A 25,040-nucleotide genomic window follows, 5' to 3' on the forward strand; every position below is an offset into this window, starting at 1 on the left:
CAATTAAGAGCTATTTATGATGAACATAATTTAGCAATGATATTTATTGGTATGCCGGGCATAGAGAAAAAACTATCTCGTTATCCTCAACTATATTCGCGCATAGGTTTTGCGCATGAATTTGATAATCTAAGTAAAGATGAGACGCATCATATATTAGAATATAAGTGGCAAGATTTAGGATTTGATTTAAAACTCGAAGACTTTACTGATTATGAAGCAATAACGACGATTATTAAAATCACAAAAGGGAATTTTAGGCTGATTCATCGTTTATTTGCGCAGATAGACAGAATTATGGATATAAATGGTTTAGATAAAATAAGTACAGAAGTTGTAGAAACAGCTAGAGATAGTTTAGTTATAGGTATTCGATAATAGAAAAAGCAATGTACTTTAATATAGGACATTGCTTTTCTCATTTACTAGGTAAAATCATTCTCATATATCAAGTAAAGTAACAGTTGCTGTAAATTCAATAACTATATCTGTATGATTAGGGTGTACTCTAAAAGCACATACACTCTGAAATTAAATGATATAATATAAATACTATTTTATATTGGTAAGCAAGGAGTTTATTAATGAAATTAAAAAAAATTAGTAATACTGATACTTTTGAAATATCTGGAACATTAATTATATCTGATTTTAAGGAAGCTGGAATTTTAAAAAGTGATGGTAGTAATTATCAATTATTATTTAATACTGATATGGATTATGAAGAAAGAATAAACCAATGCCAATTTATTACTGCAAAAGGAGAAACATTGTATCTTAGAAACGGTATTTTATCGAGGCATACTATAAATTTTCCAGGAAGTAACGAATATGAGTATTTATTCACTCAAATTTGGGTATCTATTTCTCATACAGAGATTCCTAAAACTTTTGATAGCATAAGTGTTAAATTTAGTGATCTAAAAGAAAATATAAATCACATACCATTTGATATTAAAAGGGATCAAACAAATAATGAACATACTATTTCTATCGATAAAGCTAATCTAAAGAAAGAAATAATTTCATTGAATGAAGTTCGTCTTTCTTCAGCTTGTAAAATAAATCGTAAAAGAACTAGATTTAACGAAATCACCTTTCAATATGAGAATTCACTAAAACTTGAGTATAAAAACAATTTAACTAGTGATAAATGTATTTCAGATGCCCTTAATATTGCTTACATTTTTAGCTTTATAACTAATGAAAAACATAAAATTGAAAGTATCATATTGTATTCTAAAAAAGAAGCTTTTAGGGTTTTTGTAGATTTACCATTCAATTTTAAGGAGCACCATAAAACAAAAATTACGTACGTTACAAAAGATTTCCTTAATAAATATTTATCAAATATTTATTCTTTTTTTTATAATAATCATGATTCGTTTCAAGATATATTTTCAAATTATATTAAGTTAATGTATACGCCAAAATTTATTGAACATTATCTAGTTGACTTATTAAAAATAAATGAAGGTTTGCATAGAAGGCTCGTATCAAATCAGCAAATCATTTTAATAGATAGATATAAAGATTTATTTCACTCATTAGATAACGAGTTACAAAATTATTTAAAAAGCATTGTTAATTATGACGAAAAGTTACATGATTATTTGAAGGATTATAGACATTATTATTCTCATTATTTTCCACCATCAGAAAAACCTACATATCAAAAAGATAATATATTTAATATCTCCAATTTTGTTCTTCAACTTCATAAATCTTTTATAATGTTTAAGATAGGCATTCCCTCTAGTGAAATAGTATCTTTATTAAAGATCACTCACTAGTTAGTAATCAATAAACTATTTTTGCATTCCTCTACTAACCAGTGTTATAATTTAGATAACAAGAGCTTCGTGCATTATATGCACCAACCCCCTCACTATTGCGAGTAGTGAGGGGGTTTTTAGGTGTTGGCTAATATCGCCTATTTTTTCTTATTGTTACGTGTACGTAGCCAATGCGTAAATAACGCAACAATACAACCACTGATGACTGTGGTCGTGATGTGAACAAGAGCTTCGACCATCTGATATGCACCTCCTCTCTGCGTCTAAATTGACGCCTGAGAGATAGGCGACCTGTATATTATATCATCTGTACTAGATGAGTTACATATAACTTCCGATAAGTCATTTTATGTTATATCTTTGCTTATTTTATAGTATCAAGACAAGAAGAAACTCGTTTCACTCGTTTCAAAAACCCTCCTGACTTTTAGAGAAAAACTCTCTTATTTCATCGTCTTTAATAAAATAATATGCCATCTTTCCCTTTTTATAAAAATCAAGCACATCATTTTTATATAAAAGTCTTAAATGATGTGAAGTTGAAGCAACACTCATTTTCAATATCAAAGAAATATCACAAACACACAACTCATCTTCTTTAATCAAAGATAATATAATTTTCAATTTCTTCTCATCACAAATCTTTTCTAAAATGTTAAGTAATTTCTTAGATTTATCATCTTCTAAAAAACTTAAGGCATTGTTAACTTTATCCTCATGTACACAGATCACATCACAAGCATTTTTATAGCTCATATAAAATCACACCCTAAATTAAAATATAAATCCTAAAATTGTTTGAATAGTGTCATTTTCTATAATGATAAATAAACCTAAAGCTATATAAATAACAGCCATAATCCAACGACCAAATTTCTCAACAATTTCTCCAACTCCTGGAATATTAGCTAATTTTTGTGCAGTAAATACCAAGACGAAAATTAAAATTAAAAAGACAAACAAAGTAATTAATAAATTAGTAACACTTAATGTCACAAAATAGGGAACAAATACACCAATATTATCAGCGCCACAACTTGCTATCGTAATAATTGCAATCGTACCAACTAGTTTAGACAATCCTTTTTCATTCAATTCTTTTTTAGCTCTCTCTTCTCCGTCACTATCACCATAAATAGCCACTTTAATTCCTAAATAAATCGGTATTAACCCTAATAATCCTAATATCCATTTTTCAGGAACATAATTTAAGACAAAGGCAAAGAATAAACTTATGACAATCAATGTCACAGATCCTACATATTGACCAATATAAATATCGCGATATTCTTTCCTAGTCTTTGCTCTAGCAAAGAACATTAATAAAATCACTAATAAGTCTAATGCTGTCACAATATAAAGAATAGCAGCAGTTACAATAGTCTGAATCATAATTACACCTCATTCAAAAATATTTTTGAATATATTATAACTTATTTTTTTTAATAATCATAGGTGCTTTATTCCAATTGCTTTATTGACGTTGAGCCTCGGAACTTTTAACAAACTCAAAAAATAGTCGAATGGTTGGCATATAATCATGAATTTTAAATGTTTTCTTTAAACCAAAGATAATATGGAATCAATATGTTCACTCCTTTGGTATATTCGCTGATATTTTATGCGTGCCTTGAGTGGAGATTTTTTGAGTGGCTTTTTCAAAAAATACTACCCGTCCCTTGATGATTTCCAAACGGTTTTCAAGTGCCCCTTGCTGAGATGGCAGGAGGTTTGTTTAAATTCAAATGTTCTTATTTTGAATTTTAAGGGGGTATTTTAAAGAATTAGGTATAAATCATATAGTTTTTAACCTAAAAACATACATAAGCTCTTAAAACGCAAATATGAGCCAAATAAAGATATTGATTTGGAGCGTTCCCATGAAAATATTACGCTCAAAAATTGTGAAACCAAAAAATAAGCATAGGTCAGATATTCAATCTCCCGTTGATGAAACGGCAAAATATCCAATAAAAGATACAGATTATATGACAGATGATGAGGAAAAAGCAGATGAGGAAGCTTTTAGTATTATTGCTTTCTGGAATTGGGAACGTAGGAATTATTTTATTAAAAAATAGTTCAATAATCGGGCCATTTTGCGGTACAATGAATTGCCTTCTGCTACTAATATTAAAAACACTTTTTTGGGATACTAATACCTCATATGGTATAATTGTAAAACAAGAAAGAAGGAAAGGACTGACAAATTGTATGGGTATAGGAAATATGATGGGCGGAATGGGGTTCATTGGCATGATTTTTTGGATTATCATTCTTGGCTTGTTATTTTATGGTGTATATATATTAATTGCAAAAGCTTCAGAAAAACCAAAAGGTGTAAGATCAGATGATTCTTTACAAATTTTAAAGGAAAGGCTGGCCAAAGGGGAAATTAATGAAGATGAATATGAAAAATTAAAGAAAGTGTTAAAAAAAGATTAGGGATACTTTGAATGAAAGGGGAAATAAGCGATGAAAAAGAAGTTACCTTTAGTGCTGTCGTTTGTACTAGCTGGTTTAATCGTCATTGGACAAACTGGTTTTACCCAAGGTTCTGATTATGACCAGAGAATGGATAATATGATAAATGCATGCACGAACTTCATGCAGTCCTTTGATGATAACAAAGAAAATAAGTAGTAAAGTATATAAAAACACAATAACTACAAGGCACTGAACCCTTAAAATGGGAACTTAATAAAAACACTATGTTCTAGGCTGCTAATTCTCTGTATTTTACAGGGGATAAGTAGCCTAGTTTTTGTTTAATTTGTTTTGTTGTTTCCATATGTTCCATCATCATTTGTTGCATCTGCTGCATTTGCTCCATATTCATTTCGGGCATGTTCATTTCAGAACGTCCCATGTAGTAATAAGGGTAAAATCAATGTACTACATTGGGATAAACTTCTTATTACTAAAAAAGGAGCTTTGTATCATTTCAACAGCCTACTATCTTCTTATTTATTAGATAAACTTATTCTCATATAACAAGTAAAGTACTAACCACAATAATTTCAATGACTTATTTTGTTTGATTAGGGCGTAGTTAAAATAGACAAAAAATTTTTATTATAAGACTTATATTTAGTATCAATTTGTTTGTTATAATTGTTAAAAATAATACTAGGAGAAGATAACATGAGGTACTTTGCAGATACTTTAAATATTGAACAGTTTAGAAAATTAAAAAATGAAAGCATTTCTTTATCGAAAAAAATTAATGTTTTTTCTGGACAAAATGGAGTAGGTAAATCGAATCTTATGTCATTAATAGCTACAACATTCGGAAAAAGTAAGCAAAGAATTGGAAGTGGTAACTTTCAACCAGAGTTTTATGAATATTTTACTATTCCTAAAGATGAAAATTATAATGATTATAAAACTTATATAAAAATTGTAACTGATAGCCAAGATGAAGATTTTATTCAAAAAAGACACGGGTATAAAAACGATTCTAAAAGTGATCGTGGTATTAGAATAATACCTCGAGCAACAAACTATTATAGTAGCGACTTAACCATTAAAGATGTGAGTAAAAATACCAAAGAAAAATATTCTATTGGTCCTTCTGGTAGAATTCCAATACCAACTATTTTCTTAAGTTTATCAAGATTATATCCTGTTGGTGAGACAAACCTATCTAGTAAAAATATTACTCATAAAAACAAACTTTTCCAGAATCACTCTGTAAATAAATTTATAGAGTGGTATAACTGGGTTTTACCTGAATCCATCTCTTCTAATAAGACAAAAGCCACAATTTTAAATAAAGAAAAAATAGAAAGTGATGGAATATACGTTTCACCTGAAAATACTACAGAATCGACTCAGTCAGTCGGTCAAGATAATCTTAGAAGTATAATAAATGCACTTGTTGACTTTTACAATATTAAAATGAAAGAGAATGAGCATTACTCAGGAGGAATTCTTTGTATTGATGAAATAGATGCTTCATTACATCCAAGTGCACAAAAACGTCTCTTTTCTTTGTTAAATACTTTAAGTGGAGAGTTAGATTTACAAATATTTTTAACAACCCATTCTCTTACAATACTTAAACAGATAATTAATTTAAAAAAAACCAATCCTGAAGATTATAACTTAATCTACTTAATAGACCCTATAGAACCTAGAATAGTAAATATAGATTCTTATAAAGAATTAAAAGCAGACCTATTTGACAAAGAACTTGTATACCAACCTGATGTAAAATTCTATTGTGAAGATGAATACACAGAGTTTCTTTTCAAAGAATTAATACGAGCTTATAAATGCTTATTTCCTGATAAAACTAGTCAAGAAAATTATAATATAATACCAGTTCATTTGGGAGCAGATCATTTAATTAATTTGCCAAAACATGACAATCATTTCTACAAAGTAGGTATTATACTTGATGGAGATGCTAGAACAAATAAAAAATATTTACTTAATGACTATATAAATCATAAACATAAAATAGAAGGATTAAATACAAAAAAAACCAATAATAATCACTTAATGTTTTTACCTACTTTTTTAGCTCCTGAATCGTATATGTATTTTATTATTTCAGAGCTTTTTCATGATTCAAAATTTGATTCTTTTTGGACAGATATTTTAAATATACCAGAAACAAGATATTACACTAAAAGTAGAGTTCAATCAAAAATTCTTTCAAAAATAAAAATAAATGACACTACCTCTAATGAAGAGATAAAAAATGCTAATATAACAAAAATAATGAAAGACTTTATAACAAAAACACAAGCACTAGCTAATTATTATAAAATAAATAATAATGAGTTAATAGAATTCTTTAATAAAAAAAATGAAATCGTTACAAGCATTTCAAATAGTATAAAATCTAATTATTAAGGAGATATAGATCTTTTGAAGAATCATACACCTTTAAGATACCCTGGTGGCAAAAGTAAAACTTACTATTATATAAAAGAACTTATATATATTAATAATTGTAGAACTTATATAGAACCTTATGCCGGTGGTGCTGGAGTGGCAATAGCATTACTTTTAAATGGAGATATAGATAAAATTATGCTGAATGATTATGATAAAGCCATTTATGCGGTTTGGTACTCTATTTTAAATCATACAGATGAGTTAATAAAATTAATTAAAAATACAAATATAACTATAGAGGAATGGAATAAGCAAAAAAATGTCTATTCTCAAAAAGAAAAAATAGTGGACTTATTAAAGTTGGGTTTTGCTACACTATTTCTAAATAGAACAAATCGATCAGGTATATTGAAAGCGGGTGTAATAGGTGGAAAAAAACAGAATGGAAAATATAAACTAGATTGCAGGTTTAATAAAGAAGATATATGTAATAAAATAAGAAGAATTTCTAAATTTAAAAATAAAATAAAAATTTACAATTTAGATGCAGAAATTTTTATAAAAAATTCTATTACAAAAACTAAAAATAGTTTTACATTTTTTGACCCGCCATATTATAAAAAAGGCCCCGAATTATATACAAACTTTTATAGATACCAAAATCATAAAAGCCTTTCAAAAACTATAGATAGGTTTATGAAAGATAAATGTTGGATATTAACGTATGATAATTGTCATGAAATTTATGATATGTACAGTCATTTGGATTTCCAATTTTATTATATTAATTACTCTATATCAACACCAACTAAAGGATTAGAGTATATGTTTTATTCACCTAACTTAAAAAAAGGAAATATATCGAAATATTTAAACATACCGTTAAATAATTTATGAGAGGGCTATTATATAACTTTGCCTTTCTCTACTAACCAGTGTTATAATATGATTAACAAGAATTCTAGCGTGAATACGCTAATCCCCTCACTATTGCCGTAGTGAGGGGATTTTTTAAGTGTGGCTATAGTCGCCTATTTATCGTTGCGATTACGTAGCCAATGCGTAAATAACGTAACAATACAACCACTGATGACTGTGGTCGTGATGTGAATAAGAATTTCTAGCATGAATAACACCCCTTCTCAGCGTCTAAATTTGACGCCTGAGAGATAGGCGACTCTATTATTAAACCACTGTGAATATACAAGCATATCTACTTCCGATAAGTTGAATTAAGTAAGTTAATTTACCCTATCAAACTTTTGCTTCCACGATTGATGTGGTGAATCTAAATTATTCTATATAAAGATATAATTTTAAAATATCCAATAAGTTAAAAATATAAGACTAGCACTTTTATTAATGAGCAGAGGCTGGGACATAATTCCTAACAAAATAGCCAGTAAATGAGTTTATTATAAATTCATTTACTGGCTTCTTTATTTACGATACTACGTATTATTGGCTCGCTTTCTTAGGGGACAGCTTCAGCCTGTAGTCTTCAGCTTGTTCTGTTCCCTCAAGAGTCTCGCCAAAATACTTTGTATTTATATGTAATTTTACATTGAAATACTTTAAAAAAATAAGGCACTTTCGTATAATTTAATAAATGTCACTAAACTAAATTAACGAGGCGCCCTATGTATAAAGATTATAACATGACTCAACTTACTCTACCATTGGAAACTTCAGTTCTTATCCCCACAAATGATATTTCACGACATGCCAATGATATTGTAGAAACCATTCCTAAAACTGAATTCGATGAATTCAGACATCATCGTGGTGCAACCTCATACCATCCAAAAATGATGTTAAAAGTCATTCTATATGCCTACACACAATCTGTGTTTTCAGGACGTAAGATAGAAAAATGACTTAATGATAGCATTCGGATGATGTGGCTATCACAAAATCAAAAGCCTTCTTATAAAACGATTAATCGATTTAGAGTCAATCCAAACGTAGATGCTTTATTAGAATCATTATTTATTCAATTTCATAGTCAGTGTTTGAAACAACATCTTATAGATGATCAGGCCATTTTTATTGATGGTACGAAAGTTGAGGCGAATGCCAATCGATATACATTTGTATGGAAAAAGAGTATTCAAAACCATGAGACAAAGATGAATAAAGATTCTAAAGCACTCTATCATGAATGGGTAAAAAATAAAATCATACCTGAGATTAAAAAAGATCACGATAATGACTTAACAAAGGAAGAAATAGATTTGATTGGTAGTCATTTGGATAAAGACATCGAAGATTTAAATCAACATATCGATAATGAAAAATGTACTAAAACAAGAAAACAAATACGGCTCAAAAGAACTAAAATTAAACAATACAAAAAGAAAATTAATGAGTACTCTGAGCGAAAACATAGATACGACGTCCAAAAATCTATTTTAAAGGATAGAAATAATTATTCTAAAACAGACCATGATGCCACATTTATGAGAATGAAAGAAAATCATATAAAAAATGGACAACTCAAGCTAGGGTACTATTTACAAATAGCGACAAATTCTCAAATTGTTTTATCTTATAATGTGTATCAAAATCCGACTGATACAAGAACGATGATACCATTTTTTAATTCAATTCAAGAGACCTACGGTCATTTACCTGAATATATTGTAGCTGATGTAGGTTATGGTAGCGAACCCAATTATATAGCAACTATAGATGATTTTAATCGAATACCACTTATAACCTACGATATGTTTATAAAAGATAAAACTAAAAAATATAAAAGCGACATCTTTAACACTCAAAATTGGGATTATGACGAAATTAACGATGAATATATTTGTCCAAACGATAAGCGATTGGGTTTTAAAAGATATGCCTATCGCCATGATAAATATGGATTTAAGAGAGACTTCAAATTATATGAATGTGATGATTGTTCAGAATGTCCTCTAAAACACCAATGCATGAAATACAATTCAAAAACGAATAAAAAAATAATGAAAAATTATAATTGGGAATATTTTAAAGCCTAAATTAATAAAAAGCTTTCAGAACCAAAAATAAAAACCATCTACAGTCAAAGAAAAATTGATGTGGAGCCTGTTTTTGGATTTATGAAGGCTATTTTGGGTTTCACTCGAATGTCCGTTCGAGGGATAAATAAAGACAAAAGAGAACTAGGATTTGTGCTAATGACACTTAATATAAGAAAAGTAACAGCTCAACGAGCTGAAAATAATCAAAAAAATTATAAAAAAGACAATTTCTATATTATTTCAATAGAAATTGTCTTTTTTCACTTATCCAGAAACTTTATGTCCCGGACTCTGCTCTTTTTATTTTATACATAATAATCATTCATCAAGTCAACAGTAGTAGATAATTCTTTGCCATATTTTTTTATATAATTAAGTATATTCGTAATATAAGCATCTTCAAGCTCAATTTTTTTTGGAATTTCTTTTAAGCAATGTGACTTATCATATATTATATGGCAATGATAAGTCAATAACACCATATTTTAAGGTGGTGGGATCTTTATAGACGAAGTAATTCAATTGCATACGCTCTATAAATTGATAAAAAGTGCCAAATGACATTAGCCAATTTCGTGTTGGTTCTTGGTCATAAGCTTTCTGTAGTTTTAAATGAGCTGTATTTTCATAAAATAGTTTAATATCAAATAGAGTATAATCGATTCTATCTTTTAATAAAATTCCTCTTAGTTGATTAAGAGAGTTTTTTTGTACAGGAAAAGCTAAATGGCCCATTTTGTTTCCTCTAATAAGTTCTAAGTCATCTAACCATTTTTTATCACCTTTTCTATATTGGAAAAGTGGTTTCCATCCGATAAGAGCATCTAGGCTACATTTTTGATGATTAATACTAAGATAATAAGACTCTTTGATGTATTGTGATTCTTGCATTTCGTTATAGAAATCTTGCATTTCAGCTGCAAGAGCTTTATCAAAGCCATCAGGATCTACATATATAGATTCAATTAGAGATTTAAGTTTACGGAAAGAATTATCTCTCTTTAATTTATTATTTTTACGATAATATTCTGCGTCTTCTTTTATTATTTTCCAAAAATCGCTCTCGTATAACAAATTTATTAAATTAATATTATTTTGATACACATATTGTTTCATTAATCGATCTCTACCTTTTAATAGTACAATTGCTTGATAATATAATACTAGTTAATAGTGAATTTACTACATATTTCTTCATGTGAAAACTAATAATTTAATTGTACAATATTTTTAAATTTAAAAGTAATATTTCCTAAGTCAAATATTAATCAAAAAAATAAAGATAAGAGCATCCCTCACCACAAAAGTGAAGGATGCTTTGATTTTAATGTACATTTCATTTTGTTAAATAGTGATTAATAATATCTTGAAAATCATTGTTAAGTACCGTTGTTATAGAGTCATCATTCATAAAATCGTTATAAATCTTATTAAGAATTTCTTCATCTTCGATAGCTGTGAAATGATGCACTAATCCTTTTACAATTGAAGTGTAATTATGTGATGCTAAACAACTAGCAACTGTTCGCCAATCTGATTGTTTAGTTTCACGGTTCATAGATAATCCTCCCTTATTTCAATGTCCATTTTTGTCTCGCTTTAGGGTTGAGTGGGTGCATGATTTCATTCGTTATTGGATTAATGAGCTTTTTTACTTTCTTTTTATGAGGTTTTAACATTTCCATCACTTGTTCAACACGTTTTTCGACACCAGGACGTTTAGCATAAGCACCATAAGCTAGGATAATTTTTTCACTTTCAGATACTGCTTTCATAATATGAATATCTGTATGCTTATCATAGGGTTCTTTTATATGCTTAAGATTTTCAGGTGTTTTAATGTTCGAAAATAAATTAACAAGATAAACTGAACCATAATCGTTTTCAGATGATAATTGATTTAGAATTAGTACAGTTGTTAAGTCAAGAGATAATATTCCATCTAAATGAGGATACATCGTTATCACTGTACAAGTTGGCAATTTTCTATCCCATGTTTTTTTAAGTAAATAACGATGTTTTTCATCGTCACTGAAGATAGCTTTAGTTTCTATAATACTTGTAATTGCGTTCATACTCGTCTCTCCTTTTTAGTATTCTTCTGGCAAAAGCATCACATAATAAAAAGCGTCTATATCATCTTCACGAATGACGTAGACTTTCTTAGGTAATGCATTTTGATTTTTTACATAGTTTGTATAGTGATATTCCAATTTGTAGGCGGGTTGTTCTTGTTCATGTGTGACTGAGAGCATATTATTATCTTCTTGCAATCTAAAAATGTGTAAGTAGTCTGTCTGAGGTTGATTCTCTCTTTCTTTTACCATATTCCAAAGTAATATTTGAAGGTCTAGAGAAAGTTGTTCGCTAATGCCTCTTGTAATATATCGATTGATTTTCATATTATTTTACCTCATTCTGAATTTCTTTCATGATGATAATCGCTTGGCTAATAATCGTAACAGATATTTGTGCCACTTTGATCCAATTATTCATGACAATTACCTCCTTGTTTTAGTAAATGACGTTCATCGATAAGTGTGTTTTTAGTATCAGTGAGGTACAGAAAATCCATATCAAAATGATCTAAATAACCAATACTGATGAGTTGGTTGTTTGCATACATCAGAAATGGATAGATACTTAATTCGTGTAGCTCATTATTATAGTAGGTATAAGTTTCAAGTGTAAGATGCGCAAGGGGAGAATTATCAACGAAACGAGCAGGAAGTATATTTTCTGCTGCTTCATCTAGTGTTTCACATTCCCATTCCTCTTTATTAGATAATCGAAATAAGTGAGTCATATATTGTTTGAGTTCCTGAGTCATTGTTTTCATCATATAACCTCCAAGATATTTATAATGTGATGTAGTTGATGAGCTACATCATTGAGATAATATATATTTGAAGGGTGACTTGTTACGTTAGAAATAGTGACAGAAGTGACGATAGTGATATAGAAAAAAATGGTTTATAGACTAAATTCGAGGAAGAATGTTTCAGAATATATTTGAGATAAAAAAGAAGACGAACAATTGAGTAATTGTTCGTCTGGATTAATATTATTTAATAAGGTTGCTACGATATCTTTGTTGAATTTAAAAGTAATGTAAAACTGCTTTTTATTACCTTTATCTGCTTCAACATAGATATGATCGATGACTAAGTGATAAATATTTTTTAAAGAAGTTTTATTTGTGCTTTCTAGATTTTTAAATAAAACAGCAAAAATATCAATCACTGTATTTGTATCTATTTTTGGATGTTCCACTAGTTGTTTACGTTCTAGGTGTGTAATACTGTTTTCTAATTCGCGTATTTGTTGAGTATATTTAAGTAACGCTGGCTGAATTGATTCGATAATGCTGCTATCTTGTTCAGTAGCTTCAATTAAGTTATCGTATTTAGATCGCAACTCTTCTATTTGGAATTGTTTATTAGCAATTTCATGTTTAATTTGGGTAGTATCTGGTGTTCTTTTTGAGTTAACAGCATTGACCACTTTTTGAATTAAATCAGGTTTACGAATCAAATTCTTAATATTTTGAAATACATAGTCTTCTATGAAATCAGCACGAATATTTGGAGCTTCTTTACAATCAGAGCCTTTTTGTTTACGTGTTCGGCAGATATAGTAACGAAAACGGCGTTTACTCCCATCCTTAAGCGTATTTACAGTATTTGAAATGACGTAGTTCGCATTACAACTTTTACATTTTAACAAACCAGTAAGAAGGTTGTCTGTTTTGTTATTACCACGTTTATAACATTTTCTTGCTTTATGTTGCGCTTGAACTTTATTCCATAGTTCTTGAGACACAATGGCTTCATGCTTGCCTTCAGTAATAATAGGTTTATCATTATATCCTTTACGACCTTTTTTCTTCCAGTCAACATATTGATTATAAACAACTAAGCCACGATATACTTTATTTTTAAGAATATAAGATATAGAATCTTTGGAATGTGGCTTACCTAATTTTGTGACTTCATGTTTGTCATTTAATGTTTTAGCAATTGCAGTGTAATTCATGCCCTGACTATACATTTGATATATCTCTTTTACAATCCTACTTTCATGTTGATTAATAATTAAGTTACCATCAATACGATCATAGCCATAAGGTGTTTGGCCACCAACGGATTTTCCTTCGTTAGCCTTATTAGAAGAAGCGAGACGAATATTATCTTTTAATATAGCACGCTCGTATTCACCAAGAGACCCCATGATATTCAGCATTAATTTATGCATATCACTGTCTATACCAAGGTGTTCACTTACTGAATAAAAAGATACATTGTTTTTTTCACATTCTTCAACAATTTGAAGTATGTCCTTCATACTTCGACCGAGACGAGAAAGTTTCCACACGACTATTTTATCAAACTTATTCATTTTTAAATCTTTAAGCATTTGTTGTAAAGCGGGTCGGTTATTCATTTCGGCACCACTTATCCCGTTATCTATATAAGGAGATGTCATTTCATAATCATGTAATGTACAATACTTTTCTACTTCAGCAAGTTGAGCGGCAATAGAATAATTATCAACCTGTTTCAAAGAACTTACTCTAGCATAAGCGGCTACTCTAATTTTATTTGTGACTGTGTTCATTTTATCAAACCCTTATTTATTAATATTTTAACTATTTATCAAACTTTGAAAGTGGGAAGCGTATCAATATGTGAGTAATAATTCAGTTGTGATTGTTCTAAACTTGGATAATCTGAAATGTGACCCCACACTATGATGGGTATATTAGTAACGATTCCATATTTTATGTCGTTAATTAAGTGATCTACAGTAGTGTAAGCTTTAGTAACTTTAATATTTAAATTTTGACACTCTTCTTTTAACATATCGATATTATCGTCAGGCATTAGTTGTCTTTCATCTATTTCATTTTCATGAGCTAAAATAAGTACTTCACTTGGTTTTTGATACAACATTTATATCATCCTTTTCTTTTAATAGGTTAATTGGGTAGTCTTTTAGAAAGACACCTGTGATATTTTTATCTTGATCTACGGTTACTCGAGTAATCATTTCAGTTAGTTGGTCAAGATACAGTGTATAATTATTTAAAATATTTTTTGTGATTTTGTGAACGTTTATATCAGAATTAGATTGTTGATAGTAGTTCATTTTATATTGCCAGATTTCCAACTCGTTGATTTTCATTTTATAGTCCTCAATGCTGATTTGTTTTTTAGACAATTCTTCAATAAGGGTAGCTTTACTAAAATTAGGCTTACTTCGATGAATTTTAGTAGCCAATCTCTTTTGAACCATAGATTCTAAACATTGTAGTGTAGGCTTAGTTAGAATATTATCTTCAATAATGTCAATCGTTTGTTGATCTATCTCGGAGGCTACAAGATATCCCATATCACACTTTTTATAACCTACATTTTCATTCAGAGGACAAATGTAATACGTAATAGGATACGTCATATGCTTTCTCTTCATACGTATGGGTGTCATTGTCGTACCACAAATACATTTGATTTTCTTACGAAGTAAAACCATAGGGTGTTGATGTTTTAGTGTTTGTTTAGAAACGCGTATCGTTTCAGCTTGATGAAATATTGTCTCATCGATAATAGGTTTAAAGTTTCCTTTATATTCACCAAATTGATTGCGTATTAGACCAGCATACTTTGCATTAGTAAGAATACGCTTAACCTGTTTAGGTGTTCTATTAAATAATTCAATGTGATTATTAAGTGCTTGGGATATTTTTTTATAGCCCCAACCTTGTTGAATATATGAGTTAAAAACAAATTTAATTGTTGCAACCTTAGTTGGATCGATATCGAAGGATTTATTCTTATATATATAACCAAATGGCGCGTTTGTACCTAATAATTGATGATTCTTAGCTTTCAGTGCATTAGCTGAATTGACGTTTTCTGAGATAATTTTACTTTCTGTTTCACCAAGAATTGCTAAAAACCTTATCTTGAAAGCTTGAGTTTTATCAGATAAATCAAACTGACCATCACATAACGAGGTAATTAAAATTTGGTGCGTTTCACATAATTCCTGGAATTCTAAAAAATCATGGTAATTTCGATTCAAACGATTGATACGAAAAACAATAATATGTTGGCATTCATTGTTTCGTATCATATCTAACATAGACTGATAGCCATCACGTGTAGTAGTACGACCACTTTTTACATCGCTTAGAAATGTAACATCTTGAAGATGATGTTTATTTGTATAGGCTTGGATTGCTTTTATTTGAGATTTAACAGAATTTTCTATCTTCTTTTTATCTATGGATTGACGTGCATAACCAATAATTTTATCCATTGTAGGGCCTCCTTTCCAATATGATAATATACATTTAAATTTACATTTAATGAGCTCTAACTCCTTCTAAGAGAGTTAGAGCGACAATTTTATTCAGACTGTTCGTCGAGATATTCAATTATAATATCCGCTAACATATTTATAAGTTCTTCCACTTTTATCACCTTTCTTAGTTAGTTATTTTTAACGTCACTATCATCACTACTGTCACTTTTGAACTTAATACCTTTAACGACTGTTTTACCAGAAGATTTAGTTTTAGTATAATTAATACCTAGTTTTTGCATTTCAACACTAAATTCACGCCAGAATGCAATAGGTGATAATAAATGAGTTACATTATAGTTATGCATCTCTGACCACGATTTGAAAGTGGCTATCAATTCGTTGCCCAATATATTACTATTATTAGAATTAATGTCTAAGCAATTTCTTATGAAGTCCATCATAGGTGAAATTTCATTAAAATATTTTTGCTTAATTACATTCATACTTTTAGAAGTTGTAAATTGATAATCGTTTTGATCTAAGCGACGTAACCCGTCTAAAGCCCAATTCAATATACCTGATAACTCTTTTTCAAGCTGCTGAGGTAAATTTTTATTTTGCGAACTTAGAGGTATCGGTTTAGTCATGGGTAAGATTAGAAGTCTACGTTGGAGTCCATTGCTTTTATCTTTAAGTACTGGTAAGTCATTTAATAGGAATATCATTTTAGCAGAGATTACAGTTTCGATTTCTTTAAGTCCTTTGCGATTAACCGTTATTTTTTCACCAGCTGTAATAGCTTTGAGTTTATCTGTACTAAATTCAGTGTTTGATGATTCAGTAGCTAAATTAAGTTTTTTGTGTAATAAAGGCTCAAGTCCAAAACTTTGATTGAAGTTGCTCAATGAAATGGCAGTCGTGTTAGGTATACCAACAATATGTTCTAATAAACCAAATAATGTCGATTTACCTTCTCCTCCCTGGCTATATACTAACAAGAAAACATTAGCTTTAAACTCTTTGGAGAGTACATAGCCAAACCACTCTTGGACAAATGCAATATCATCGTTATCATCAAACCACTCACGCAAAGACTGTTGAAATACTGGGGCTTTAGCGTCTGGATTATATTCTACATGTGATTTAATGGTTGAAAGGTGTAAGGGCGATGTAGGCTCTATTTGTAATGTATTATAATTAAAAGCACCATTTTCTAAAGTAAGTGCTCTCTGATTGAAATCTCTAGGATCATAGACCTTAATACGTCGCTTAATTTGGTCTAATAAAGCAGTTTCAAGATTTTTCGACCAACTTGTCTCTAACGTGTAACAAAGTTCATAGATAAACCTTTGCAAGGGAAGATCAGTGTTTTCCCACACGCCTTTTTCATAATTGTAAATCTTCACTTTATTTGGGTCATCGGAAGTACTAGCAATGTTAAAACAAGCATCGATGAATTTTGCCGTTCTTCCTTTTTTTATAAATGTTTCTCCCTTTTGCGTTTCGTAAGACAGAAACTCTTTTAATACATTTCGAATATTTTGATTAAAATTACAGCTTTTTTGTGATAATTCCTTTTTCGGAATTGATGGTACATCGATGCATTGGTTTGCATGATACATGTAAAATGGCTTATTTAAGGTATGGCGCAATATCCATTCCCGATCTTGACCATTAAGGTCTGATAAATGATAAATAGGAGAAGACGCAGTAGTAGCGTCTTCCAATTTGTTAATTAAGGTGGTTTTATCTGGTTGTTGCTTGATAAATGGATTAACAATGTTTAAATTTTCAGTTGACTTTACGTTAATCAAGTTAATCATCCTCCTCTGCATCAGCCCATGGATCAAAAGAATCCACTTGAGGTTGACTAGAGGTAGTTTGTTGACTATTAATATACTCTTGAATCATCTGCTCGCTTTGATTAAGCGGTATGATGAATTTCCAATTGGTTAGGACAGGATAGCCTTTATTATTAATATAGTAATTTGCTGTGCCATTTAAATTCTTTAAATCAATAGAGTCAAAGTCAGTTTTTCTTAGAGCATTAGCTACTGACTTAACAAATTGCCCGTATATTGAGTTTGTATTTGTGTCAACAAAGATAAGATGGGAAAGTAAATTTTTAGAATTATGATTACTATCTTTTATAGTTACATCTAGCTTAATAACATCTGCTTCTCCATTGGATGTAGGGATTTTATCATCTATTGCATTATTAATTGTTATTGAGACCATACCTTGCATTACTTCATCTGTTAAATAATTTACACTGTGTTTAACCATAGTTACTATTCTCCTTTTAATTGATTAAATTTTAAAATATTATTCAATGGGAACCCATTATGATAACTATTGATTGTTTTTTCGAAATTTTGTTGCAATAATTCTTGCCAATTTGAATAACTTGGTTTGACTTCAATCCACAGCTCATCATGAATGACATGAACGATATCTAAATCAAGTTTGTATGCTTCCAACATGAGTAACTTAATCGCGGTCGCGACTGATGATTGAAGTGCGAAGTTACGCTTAACGCTCTCTTTCATTTTGACAAGTGGCATAACTCTTCCAAAGAAGGTTTGCACTTCATTTTGACTTGAGCATAAGTCTAAATAATGAACTGCTTGTGGTATTGTACGCTCTAATTGTTGTAATATGTGGTTTACATTAACTGAAGTAATATCAAAACCGTTCTTCCTTAACTTTTTCATCAATGTGTTAGTACTTGCTCCATAAAGCCAAGCAAGGAAGAAGGTTTTACATATATTACGCAATCGTTCAGATTGTGCATTACGATTGTAGGGAGTAATCAAGCTACCAATATAGCTGTACATGTCCTGATCAGTACTAAAATGATTTAGTAAAAACTGATCGTTAGCATAATATGCTAAAAATCGTAATTCAGCTTGGTTTAGGTCTATTGACCACAACTCTTTGTGTGAACTACTTGCTATAGCATGCTTTCGCATAGACTTAGGTATAGAAGTTAATGGCATCTTCTTAGCAGTCATACGCCCACTATATGAAGAATAAAGGTTCCATTCACCTTGAATTTTGAAGATAGAAGCTGATTTATTTGAAGTCATTTCAAGAGGAATTATCCATTTTTTAATATGGGATAATTCTTTATCAACAATACTGTTACCTTTTCTTTTTTTCGAATTTAAGAAAGTAATTAGTGAATTTAATTCGTGTGAAGTATCAAATAAGTTGTTTAGACGACTTATTTCACTTTCCATCCAACTAGAACTTATAAACACCCCCTTATTTTCGATAAAACTAATAATGGGTGATATCTTTTCTTCTAATAAATACAAATTATTAAATACTGAAGAAGTATTTATCAGGTTGTCCAAATTACTTTCAATTACATTTGGAGATATATTGCTCGGTAGTAAAAATAGTTTCGACAAATTTAAATTCATTTTGCCTCCTCCAATATTTAGTTTTCAATGTACAAGCTTATCTACTAAAAGTAGACTGAGTTAATTAGTGATTGTTTACTAATTAACTATTCATAGAATATAGCAATTAAAATAAAAAAATTAGACCTTTAACTTTTGGTAATAGTTAAAGGTCTAGACACAGTGAACTTTGTTATGAAGAGCTTCATGGTCTTATTTATTATAAAAATCTTTTCTGAAATTATTTTTTTCTAAGAGTCTTAAAACTTTTAGGAAAGAATATGATGTCTCATTATTTAGGGTGAGATTTAAAGACATTAAGTTATTAGGTGAAGTAATTCCATTGGTATTAAAAGCATTACTATCTGCTTTATCTAAGCTTTTACTCCAATCAGTAAAAATTGTCTGCAGCTTATTGGCTAATATCAAAAGTTTAGTAGGATTATTTTGATTCAATATATAAAGATTATTAGATATGAAATTTTCATAATCTCTCAACGTAATTATTAAGAATTCATAATCTCTCAACGTAATTATTAAGAATTCATAATAAGGTAAAGAATTTAAGTAAAATATTTCATAAATTAAGTATGTTATATGAGGCTCTAGATATTGCTTTATGTTTTTTTGATAATTGTAATAAGTTTTATTGTCTTTTGAAATTTCCAATTTGTTATGTAGATAATCAATGATGTCTTTCTGGAATTGAAAAATTGATTCATTAAATTCTGATTTTAATGAACTATTAGTATCGAAAGTGCTAGCAGATTTATAACTTTTTAAAATTTCATTTGTTTTTTTATTTACAAAAGATGACGTATAAAGAGTTGCAAAATAACTGTTGGAAAATGAAGCATTATTAGAGTTATTTAACCTATATTTTTCTCTGAAAAATGTAATAGTTGTAATTATCAATAAATCTTTAAAAGTGTATTCGCCTTTAGGAATTATCTTAGAAAACCTGTCGAAAAATTTACTTTTTTCTGCATCCTCCTTAAATTTTAATGAGGTAGTAGATTCTAATGTATTAATAATATCTTTTCTAGTAAATGTTAAATCTAACTTTTTAATTGCATTTTTTGAATTGTATATCCAATTGGTATGAGGAGTTAGTAAACGTTGTAACTTTTGTGAAACTTCAAGATTTGATGGTTTAAATTCATTGCTATACTGTTTTTCTAACGAATGGTTAAGCACATTCTTTATAATATGAAAAAGATTAACCTGTGGGTCAACTTGATTGAACTCATCACTAAAATCTTTGAATCGAAAGTTAATAGATGAGTTACGACTAAAAGTGATGTATGTTTTCATATTTTTATATTGTTTATTTTGTAAACTTACTAAATTTTCTTCATATAGATTGTTTAGAAGGAAAGGGTTTAAATTCCTGCCATAAAACACTGTGCGATTCAAACTTCTCTTAAATTCTTTAAATTGTTCATTAAAATTTGGTAAGTCTAGTTTGGAACCTAATATCAGTTCTAAGCTATCTAAAATTCTGTTGAGTACAATAGAGGAAGCTTCTTCAGGGTCCAAATATTCTAACAGTTCTGACAAATTATCTTTGAAGGCTATTCGATTATTTTTTACTTTAAAATAAGGATACTCCAATTTTGAATCAGATATAACTTCTATTTTGCTGTTATCATTTAAGAATTCAAAAGTATCATTAATATTTTTAAATATAATGTCGTAAAATTTTAAGGTACTATTATAAATTAATTCCATTATTGTATTATATACTCCTCGTCGAGTTGATTATAAGTTTGATACATTTAATTATAACTTAAAATTAAATGTACCAAACTTATAATCTAAAATGGATAACCTATCATTATTGAATATGACAGTTCAAATGTAACGAGTCTAAACCGAAGAGTGTCATTTAAAAACCGCAGTGATGAGGAGATGGATTTCATTGTGGCATATGGTATGACGATGAACTTGTAGGTGTCATCGGCTTGCATTATTTAGACCTTGTTAACAAACGTACGTCTATCGGTTATTATTTGGCTGAGCATTTTCAAAAAAAGGGAATTATGACGACATGCACAAAGGCGTTGATTCGCTACGTGTACGAAACGTTTGATATTAACCGCGTAGAAATTCAAATGTCGACACGAAATCCGAAAAGTAAGGCCATACCTGAACGACTTGGCTTTACGCAAGAGGGTGTGTTGAGAAGTAACGAACGTTTACGTGGCGAGTTCTCGGATAGTTATGTGTATAGTTTGTTGAGAGAAGAGTATGAAAAGTTAAGACAGACTTTTGAATTATAATTTTTCAATTATAAAAGAAAATGTGAGGGCTTGATGCCTAGAGAAAAACGTCAAAGTTGTCTTTTGATTACTACAACTGCTTACTTAATTTCATTTAGCATACTGGTTCCTCAAGCATCTCACTGTATGTATCTTTCTATTAAAATAACAAATAAGGCACTCCCGTATCATTTAGTACATATCACTAAACTCAATTAACGAGGTGCCTTATGTATGAAATTTATAACATGATGTCACATATGCTACCAATGCATACTTCAATACTTATTTCCACAGATGATAAATCACAACATATGAACGATATTGTTGAAACAATGTCTAAATCATTCTTACTTTTCAGTCCATTTATCAACTTTGTCTCTGTTATTATCAATCCACTCTTTAGTAGCTTTTTCAGGATCTTTACCATTTTCAATTTCTAACATGATAGATTCCATATCCTTAACAGACCATTTAAAATTATCAAGGATTCTATATGCTTCTGGTTCATCTTCTTTTAATCCTTTTCGAGCTATCGTATTGATACTTTCTGCTTTACCCATAGAACCTTTAGGATCATCTAGGTATTTCAAGTCATAGCGTTGGAAGATCCAATAAGGATTCCAGCCTGTAATAATAATATCGTCTTTGTTTTTAATTGCACGTTTTAATTCTGCATTCATTGCACCTGTAGAAGAATTAATTTGTTCCCAACCCTTTAAATTAGGGTAAGCCTTTAATGTTTCATTAGTGGCGTCTACGATCTCTGCACCAGGTTCTATACCAGTTATTTTTTTATTGGCTTGGTTATTTAAATCTTCAATGGAATTAACGTCCATATATTTAGGAACGACTAAACCTAATTTTGCTTCTTTATCTATATGTGGCCCTAAATTATCGATATCGTTTTTAACTTTCTTGTACTCAGCACCATGTGTGATTGGTAACCAGGCACCAGTCATAGCATCAACTTCACCTTTAGAAACAGCTTCCCATGTAACTGGTATATCGAGGGAAGTCGTATCGACTTTATAACCTTGTTCTTCTAATACTTGTGCAATAACGTTTGTAGAAACAATTTGGTCATCTTGTTGTGCATATGCGAGTTTGATAGTACCTTTATTGGCTTCTTTATCATCAGAAAACATATGCCCTAGAATGGTGCCTAATATTGCAACGAGTAATATGATTATAGTAAGTAATATCTTAGTCTTTTTAGGTAATTTTTCCTGACGAGAGTGGTTCATAGCCTGTGTAAATCGATCAACGATAATCGCTAACACGACGATACCTATACCGTATACAAAGCCATTACCTACTTCTGAACGTTGTACAGCAGCTAAAACGCCTTCACCTAAACCTGGCGTTCCAATCATAGATGCGATAACGACCATAGAGAGCGTTAACATAATTGTTTGATTGATACCCGCAAAGATGTTTTCTTTAGCCATAGGTAAATCAAGTTTGAACAATCTTTGCCAAGAAGTTGATCCAAATGAATCGGATGTCTCTACTAATTCTTTTGAGATTGAACGTATGCCTAAATTTGTCATTCTCACTGTTGGAGGTAATGCAAATATAACTGAAGCGAATACACCAGGTACCATTCCTATACCGAAGAATGCCACTGCAGGTATTAAATACACGAATCCTGGCATTGTTTGCATCAAGTCTAGTAATGGTTTAACAATTTTTTCAACGGTATCGCTTTTAGACATTAATATACCCAATGGAACACCAATAATTATAGAAATAAGACTTGAAATAAGAACTAATGTAATTGTACTCATTAAATCATCCCACATATTTTGGTTATAGATGAATAATAAGCCAATTAAAATAAATATTGGAAAACCAATTTTACGTTTGAAAACAAAAAATCCCAGTAAAACTAGAAGTAATATCATAACAAATGGTGGAATGGCTAATAGTATATTAGTTGTAACATTCATCACAGCATTTCCAGCTGTTTGTAAAAATGAGAAAATGCCAGATAGATGCTCAGTTAACCAATTAACAATCGTATCAATCCAATTAGAGAAAGGTAATTGTTTAAACATTTTCATTCACTTCCTCTTCAGTTGAATTTTCTTGAGAATGATTCGTTTCTCTATCTTTATTATTAGTAGTCATTGCACCTATGACACTTCCACGAACCACAACACCAACTAAGCGATTATTTTCATCCGTGACTGCTAATGGTGTAGGAGAATCGTAAATAATATTGAAAATATCTGTCACGAGCATGTCTTTATTAATGGTCTGTACATTATTTTGGTAAATATGCTTTAAAGAAATACCGTCTTCTCTTGCCTTCAAAGCATTGTCTGCTGTAATACTTCCTTTTAATAAACGTTTATTATCAATCGCTAATAACATACTTACTTCTTCTTGACGCATTCGTTGTAAAGCGACATTTGGACCTTCTGTCTCAATATTTATAGTTAATGGAGACTCCATTATGTTTTCTGCGGTAAGTATTTTAGAACGGTCCACATCTTCGGTAAATTCACTAACAAATGCATTTGCTGGATTGGTTAAGATCTCTTCTCCGGTACCAATTTGCATAATTTTTCCATCTCTCATTAATGCAATACGATCTCCAATACGTAATGCTTCATTTAAGTCATGAGTGATGAAGATTATGATTTTTTGCATTTGTTCCTGTAAGTTTAGTAAATCGTTTTGCATATCTTTTCTAATCAATGGATCTAATGCTGAAAATGCTTCGTCCATTAGTAAAATGTCAGAATCATTAGCTAAGGCACGGGCCAAACCAACACGTTGTTGCATACCACCTGAAAGTTGATCTGGATATTGGTCTTTAAAAGATAATAACCCTGTATCGTCTAATGCTTTTTCAGCTCTTTTTTGTCTTTCTGCTTTTTTAATCCCTCTAATTTCTAAACCGTATTCAGTATTTTCTAATACAGTTCTTTTCGGAAAAAGACCAAAGTTTTGAAACACCATATTAATTTTTGTACGACGAATTTCACGTAACTCTTTTTTAGACATATTGGAAATGTCGTCTTCACCTATGTAAATACTTCCTGATGTTGGTTCAATTAATCGATTGATTAATCGAATTAAAGTGGATTTACCACTACCAGATAAACCCATAATTACAAAAATTTCGCCATCATTTACGTCAAAGTTAACGTCATAAACCCCAACTGTAGCCCCAGTTTTTTCAAAGATTTCTTGTTTAGATTTACCTTCTTGTACTAACTTTAACGCTTCTTTTTGTTTTCTTCCGAAAATTTTTGTTAAGTTTCGTACTTTAACTTTGCTCAACTTAAAACACTCCCTATAAAAACTGTTTGTACATATTTGACTGTATCATAGGAAATAAAAAAGGCAACTTTATTAAAAGTTAAAATAATAAATTTAACAATATTTGCATTA

26 protein-coding genes and 2 pseudogenes are annotated in these 25,040 nt (G+C 29.9%); 9 read left to right on the forward strand and 19 right to left on the reverse strand.

The genetic code is table 11. The annotated features are described in order from the left end of the window. Together KA909_RS02630 and KA909_RS02635 are read left to right on the forward strand one after the other, a co-directional pair. Window positions 1-378: TniB family NTP-binding protein (locus KA909_RS02630; RefSeq protein WP_481906435.1), on the forward strand; the 378-nt coding region annotated here is incomplete at its 5' end. Window positions 379-584: 206 nt separating this feature from the next. Beyond that, the gene (locus KA909_RS02635; RefSeq protein ID WP_193839807.1) at window positions 585-1,793 is read left to right on the forward strand and encodes an ApeA N-terminal domain 1-containing protein; all 1,209 of its coding nucleotides are present in this window, start codon (window positions 585-587) and stop codon (window positions 1,791-1,793) included. Window positions 1,794-1,933: 140 nt separating this feature from the next. Here the strand turns inward: KA909_RS02635 and KA909_RS02640 are convergent, their stop codons facing one another. The 3 genes from KA909_RS02640 to KA909_RS02650 all read right to left on the reverse strand — a co-directional run bounded on the left by KA909_RS02640 (window position 1,934) and on the right by KA909_RS02650 (window position 3,188). Then, window positions 1,934-2,035 (reverse strand): type I toxin-antitoxin system Fst family toxin, encoded by a 102-nt coding sequence (locus KA909_RS02640; RefSeq protein WP_000228874.1) that lies wholly within the window; start codon window positions 2,033-2,035, stop codon window positions 1,934-1,936. Between the two features lie 169 nt (window positions 2,036-2,204). After that, the gene (locus tag KA909_RS02645) at window positions 2,205-2,552 is read right to left on the reverse strand and encodes an ArsR/SmtB family transcription factor (RefSeq protein WP_193839806.1); all 348 of its coding nucleotides are present in this window, start codon (window positions 2,550-2,552) and stop codon (window positions 2,205-2,207) included. Between the two features lie 18 nt (window positions 2,553-2,570). After that, window positions 2,571-3,188, reverse strand: coding sequence for a CadD family cadmium resistance transporter (locus KA909_RS02650; protein WP_002454671.1), 618 nt, complete (start codon window positions 3,186-3,188; stop codon window positions 2,571-2,573). Window positions 3,189-3,676: 488 nt separating this feature from the next. On the opposite strand from KA909_RS02650, the gene KA909_RS13450 reads away from it, so the two are divergent. From KA909_RS13450 to KA909_RS02665, 3 genes are read left to right on the forward strand one after another with little or no spacing between them, the layout of a single operon-like run. Beyond that, complete coding sequence (locus KA909_RS13450; RefSeq protein ID WP_193839805.1) at window positions 3,677-3,877, forward strand: hypothetical protein; 201 nt, start codon at window positions 3,677-3,679, stop codon at window positions 3,875-3,877. Continuing rightward, window positions 3,810-4,241, forward strand: coding sequence for an SHOCT domain-containing protein (locus KA909_RS13740; protein WP_228481696.1), 432 nt, complete (start codon window positions 3,810-3,812; stop codon window positions 4,239-4,241). Before KA909_RS13450 ends, KA909_RS13740 begins: the two co-directional genes overlap by 68 nt. 30 nt (window positions 4,242-4,271) lie before the next feature. Continuing rightward, window positions 4,272-4,439 (forward strand): hypothetical protein, encoded by a 168-nt coding sequence (locus KA909_RS02665; protein WP_162837505.1) that lies wholly within the window; start codon window positions 4,272-4,274, stop codon window positions 4,437-4,439. A gap of 73 nt (window positions 4,440-4,512) precedes the next feature. Here KA909_RS02665 and KA909_RS02670 read toward each other — a convergent pair whose 3' ends face one another. Then, window positions 4,513-4,650, reverse strand: a complete 138-nt coding sequence (locus tag KA909_RS02670; RefSeq protein WP_021459086.1) for a hypothetical protein — start codon at window positions 4,648-4,650, stop codon at window positions 4,513-4,515. Window positions 4,651-4,940: 290 nt separating this feature from the next. Here KA909_RS02670 and KA909_RS02675 point away from each other — a divergent pair, with 290 nt between their 5' ends. Further along, entirely contained in the window at window positions 4,941-6,659 is a 1,719-nt protein-coding gene (locus tag KA909_RS02675) for an ATP-dependent nuclease (protein WP_193839804.1), read from the forward strand. Between the two features lie 15 nt (window positions 6,660-6,674). After that, complete coding sequence (locus KA909_RS02680) at window positions 6,675-7,541, forward strand: DNA adenine methylase (RefSeq protein ID WP_193839803.1); 867 nt, start codon at window positions 6,675-6,677, stop codon at window positions 7,539-7,541. Between the two features lie 134 nt (window positions 7,542-7,675). Here the strand turns inward: KA909_RS02680 and KA909_RS02685 are convergent, their stop codons facing one another. Continuing rightward, window positions 7,676-7,771 carry a type I toxin-antitoxin system Fst family toxin gene (locus KA909_RS02685; RefSeq protein ID WP_193839802.1) on the reverse strand — a complete coding sequence of 32 codons (96 nt, stop codon included), beginning with the start codon at window positions 7,769-7,771 and terminating at the stop codon, window positions 7,676-7,678. A gap of 513 nt (window positions 7,772-8,284) precedes the next feature. Here KA909_RS02685 and KA909_RS02690 point away from each other — a divergent pair. Further along, window positions 8,285-9,973 (forward strand): annotated as a pseudogene (locus KA909_RS02690) (IS1182 family transposase). 129 nt (window positions 9,974-10,102) lie between these two features. Here the strand turns inward: KA909_RS02690 and KA909_RS02695 are convergent. From KA909_RS02695 to KA909_RS02750, 12 genes are all read right to left on the reverse strand, one after another. Then, window positions 10,103-10,774 carry a DUF6994 family protein gene (locus KA909_RS02695; RefSeq protein ID WP_228480700.1) on the reverse strand — a complete coding sequence of 224 codons (672 nt, stop codon included), beginning with the start codon at window positions 10,772-10,774 and terminating at the stop codon, window positions 10,103-10,105. 220 nt (window positions 10,775-10,994) lie between these two features. Further along, on the reverse strand, window positions 10,995-11,216 hold the full coding sequence (locus KA909_RS02700; RefSeq protein WP_031884145.1) for a hypothetical protein: 222 nt from the start codon (window positions 11,214-11,216) through the stop codon (window positions 10,995-10,997). Between the two features lie 13 nt (window positions 11,217-11,229). Beyond that, entirely contained in the window at window positions 11,230-11,733 is a 504-nt protein-coding gene (locus KA909_RS02705; RefSeq protein ID WP_031884144.1) for a DUF1643 domain-containing protein, read from the reverse strand. A gap of 15 nt (window positions 11,734-11,748) precedes the next feature. Continuing rightward, window positions 11,749-12,060, reverse strand: coding sequence for a DUF960 family protein (locus KA909_RS02710; protein WP_031884143.1), 312 nt, complete (start codon window positions 12,058-12,060; stop codon window positions 11,749-11,751). 86 nt (window positions 12,061-12,146) lie between these two features. After that, window positions 12,147-12,497, reverse strand: coding sequence for an SAUGI family uracil-DNA glycosylase inhibitor (locus tag KA909_RS02715; RefSeq protein WP_174841446.1), 351 nt, complete (start codon window positions 12,495-12,497; stop codon window positions 12,147-12,149). Between the two features lie 134 nt (window positions 12,498-12,631). Continuing rightward, window positions 12,632-14,275 carry a recombinase family protein gene (locus tag KA909_RS02720; RefSeq protein ID WP_174841445.1) on the reverse strand — a complete coding sequence of 548 codons (1,644 nt, stop codon included), beginning with the start codon at window positions 14,273-14,275 and terminating at the stop codon, window positions 12,632-12,634. 38 nt (window positions 14,276-14,313) lie between these two features. After that, window positions 14,314-14,610 carry a hypothetical protein gene (locus tag KA909_RS02725; RefSeq protein WP_174841444.1) on the reverse strand — a complete coding sequence of 99 codons (297 nt, stop codon included), beginning with the start codon at window positions 14,608-14,610 and terminating at the stop codon, window positions 14,314-14,316. Continuing rightward, on the reverse strand, window positions 14,588-15,979 hold the full coding sequence (locus KA909_RS02730) for a recombinase family protein (protein ID WP_210129941.1): 1,392 nt from the start codon (window positions 15,977-15,979) through the stop codon (window positions 14,588-14,590). The genes KA909_RS02725 and KA909_RS02730 overlap by 23 nt, the downstream gene beginning before the upstream one ends. Before the next feature lie 173 nt (window positions 15,980-16,152). Then, window positions 16,153-17,781, reverse strand: a complete 1,629-nt coding sequence (locus tag KA909_RS02735; RefSeq protein WP_193839797.1) for a DNA primase family protein — start codon at window positions 17,779-17,781, stop codon at window positions 16,153-16,155. A 1-nt stretch (window position 17,782) separates the two neighbouring features. Continuing rightward, window positions 17,783-18,253 carry a hypothetical protein gene (locus KA909_RS02740; RefSeq protein WP_031884136.1) on the reverse strand — a complete coding sequence of 157 codons (471 nt, stop codon included), beginning with the start codon at window positions 18,251-18,253 and terminating at the stop codon, window positions 17,783-17,785. A 5-nt stretch (window positions 18,254-18,258) separates the two neighbouring features. Then, window positions 18,259-19,395 (reverse strand): DNA polymerase, encoded by a 1,137-nt coding sequence (locus KA909_RS02745; protein WP_193839796.1) that lies wholly within the window; start codon window positions 19,393-19,395, stop codon window positions 18,259-18,261. Window positions 19,396-19,587: 192 nt separating this feature from the next. Then, window positions 19,588-21,105: a hypothetical protein gene (locus tag KA909_RS02750; RefSeq protein ID WP_210129942.1), complete on the reverse strand. Its 1,518-nt coding sequence runs from the start codon at window positions 21,103-21,105 to the stop codon at window positions 19,588-19,590. Between the two features lie 176 nt (window positions 21,106-21,281). Between KA909_RS02750 and KA909_RS02755 the strand changes: the two are divergent. Continuing rightward, window positions 21,282-21,656: pseudogene (locus tag KA909_RS02755) on the forward strand (GNAT family N-acetyltransferase); the annotation flags it as partial. A 329-nt stretch (window positions 21,657-21,985) separates the two neighbouring features. Here the strand turns inward: KA909_RS02755 and KA909_RS02760 are convergent. Next, window positions 21,986-23,701, reverse strand: coding sequence for an ABC transporter permease/substrate binding protein (locus KA909_RS02760; protein WP_210129943.1), 1,716 nt, complete (start codon window positions 23,699-23,701; stop codon window positions 21,986-21,988). Continuing rightward, entirely contained in the window at window positions 23,688-24,929 is a 1,242-nt protein-coding gene (locus KA909_RS02765; RefSeq protein WP_210129944.1) for a quaternary amine ABC transporter ATP-binding protein, read from the reverse strand. Before KA909_RS02765 ends, KA909_RS02760 begins: the two co-directional genes overlap by 14 nt. Between the last annotated feature and the right edge of the window lie 111 nt (window positions 24,930-25,040).

Origin of the sequence: Staphylococcus sp. GDX8P54P (genome assembly GCF_017893165.1) — a bacterium.
Lineage (GTDB): Bacteria > Bacillota > Bacilli > Staphylococcales > Staphylococcaceae > Staphylococcus > Staphylococcus borealis.

What these genes read in the sequence shown, in the direction of transcription:
- KA909_RS02750 (WP_210129942.1), bottom strand. Translation starts at nt 21,105, where the DNA reads ATGGAATTAATTTATAATAGTACCTTAAAATTTTACGACATTATATTT.
- KA909_RS02710 (WP_031884143.1), bottom strand. Translation starts at nt 12,060, where the DNA reads ATGAAAATCAATCGATATATTACAAGAGGCATTAGCGAACAACTTTCT.
- KA909_RS02650 (WP_002454671.1), bottom strand. Translation starts at nt 3,188, where the DNA reads ATGATTCAGACTATTGTAACTGCTGCTATTCTTTATATTGTGACAGCA.
- KA909_RS02645 (WP_193839806.1), bottom strand. Translation starts at nt 2,552, where the DNA reads ATGAGCTATAAAAATGCTTGTGATGTGATCTGTGTACATGAGGATAAA.
- KA909_RS02665 (WP_162837505.1), top strand. Translation starts at nt 4,272, where the DNA reads ATGAAAAAGAAGTTACCTTTAGTGCTGTCGTTTGTACTAGCTGGTTTA.
- KA909_RS02670 (WP_021459086.1), bottom strand. Translation starts at nt 4,650, where the DNA reads ATGAACATGCCCGAAATGAATATGGAGCAAATGCAGCAGATGCAACAA.
- KA909_RS02720 (WP_174841445.1), bottom strand. Translation starts at nt 14,275, where the DNA reads ATGAACACAGTCACAAATAAAATTAGAGTAGCCGCTTATGCTAGAGTA.
- KA909_RS02760 (WP_210129943.1), bottom strand. Translation starts at nt 23,701, where the DNA reads ATGAAAATGTTTAAACAATTACCTTTCTCTAATTGGATTGATACGATT.
- KA909_RS02725 (WP_174841444.1), bottom strand. Translation starts at nt 14,610, where the DNA reads ATGTTGTATCAAAAACCAAGTGAAGTACTTATTTTAGCTCATGAAAAT.
- KA909_RS02640 (WP_000228874.1), bottom strand. Translation starts at nt 2,035, where the DNA reads ATGGTCGAAGCTCTTGTTCACATCACGACCACAGTCATCAGTGGTTGT.
- KA909_RS02740 (WP_031884136.1), bottom strand. Translation starts at nt 18,253, where the DNA reads ATGGTTAAACACAGTGTAAATTATTTAACAGATGAAGTAATGCAAGGT.
- KA909_RS02700 (WP_031884145.1), bottom strand. Translation starts at nt 11,216, where the DNA reads ATGAACCGTGAAACTAAACAATCAGATTGGCGAACAGTTGCTAGTTGT.
- KA909_RS02635 (WP_193839807.1), top strand. Translation starts at nt 585, where the DNA reads ATGAAATTAAAAAAAATTAGTAATACTGATACTTTTGAAATATCTGGA.
- KA909_RS02695 (WP_228480700.1), bottom strand. Translation starts at nt 10,774, where the DNA reads ATGAAACAATATGTGTATCAAAATAATATTAATTTAATAAATTTGTTA.
- KA909_RS02685 (WP_193839802.1), bottom strand. Translation starts at nt 7,771, where the DNA reads ATGCTAGAAATTCTTATTCACATCACGACCACAGTCATCAGTGGTTGT.
- KA909_RS02715 (WP_174841446.1), bottom strand. Translation starts at nt 12,497, where the DNA reads ATGAAAACAATGACTCAGGAACTCAAACAATATATGACTCACTTATTT.
- KA909_RS02705 (WP_031884144.1), bottom strand. Translation starts at nt 11,733, where the DNA reads ATGAACGCAATTACAAGTATTATAGAAACTAAAGCTATCTTCAGTGAC.
- KA909_RS13450 (WP_193839805.1), top strand. Translation starts at nt 3,677, where the DNA reads ATGAAAATATTACGCTCAAAAATTGTGAAACCAAAAAATAAGCATAGG.
- KA909_RS02730 (WP_210129941.1), bottom strand. Translation starts at nt 15,979, where the DNA reads ATGGATAAAATTATTGGTTATGCACGTCAATCCATAGATAAAAAGAAG.
- KA909_RS13740 (WP_228481696.1), top strand. Translation starts at nt 3,810, where the DNA reads ATGAGGAAGCTTTTAGTATTATTGCTTTCTGGAATTGGGAACGTAGGA.
- KA909_RS02675 (WP_193839804.1), top strand. Translation starts at nt 4,941, where the DNA reads ATGAGGTACTTTGCAGATACTTTAAATATTGAACAGTTTAGAAAATTA.
- KA909_RS02745 (WP_193839796.1), bottom strand. Translation starts at nt 19,395, where the DNA reads ATGAATTTAAATTTGTCGAAACTATTTTTACTACCGAGCAATATATCT.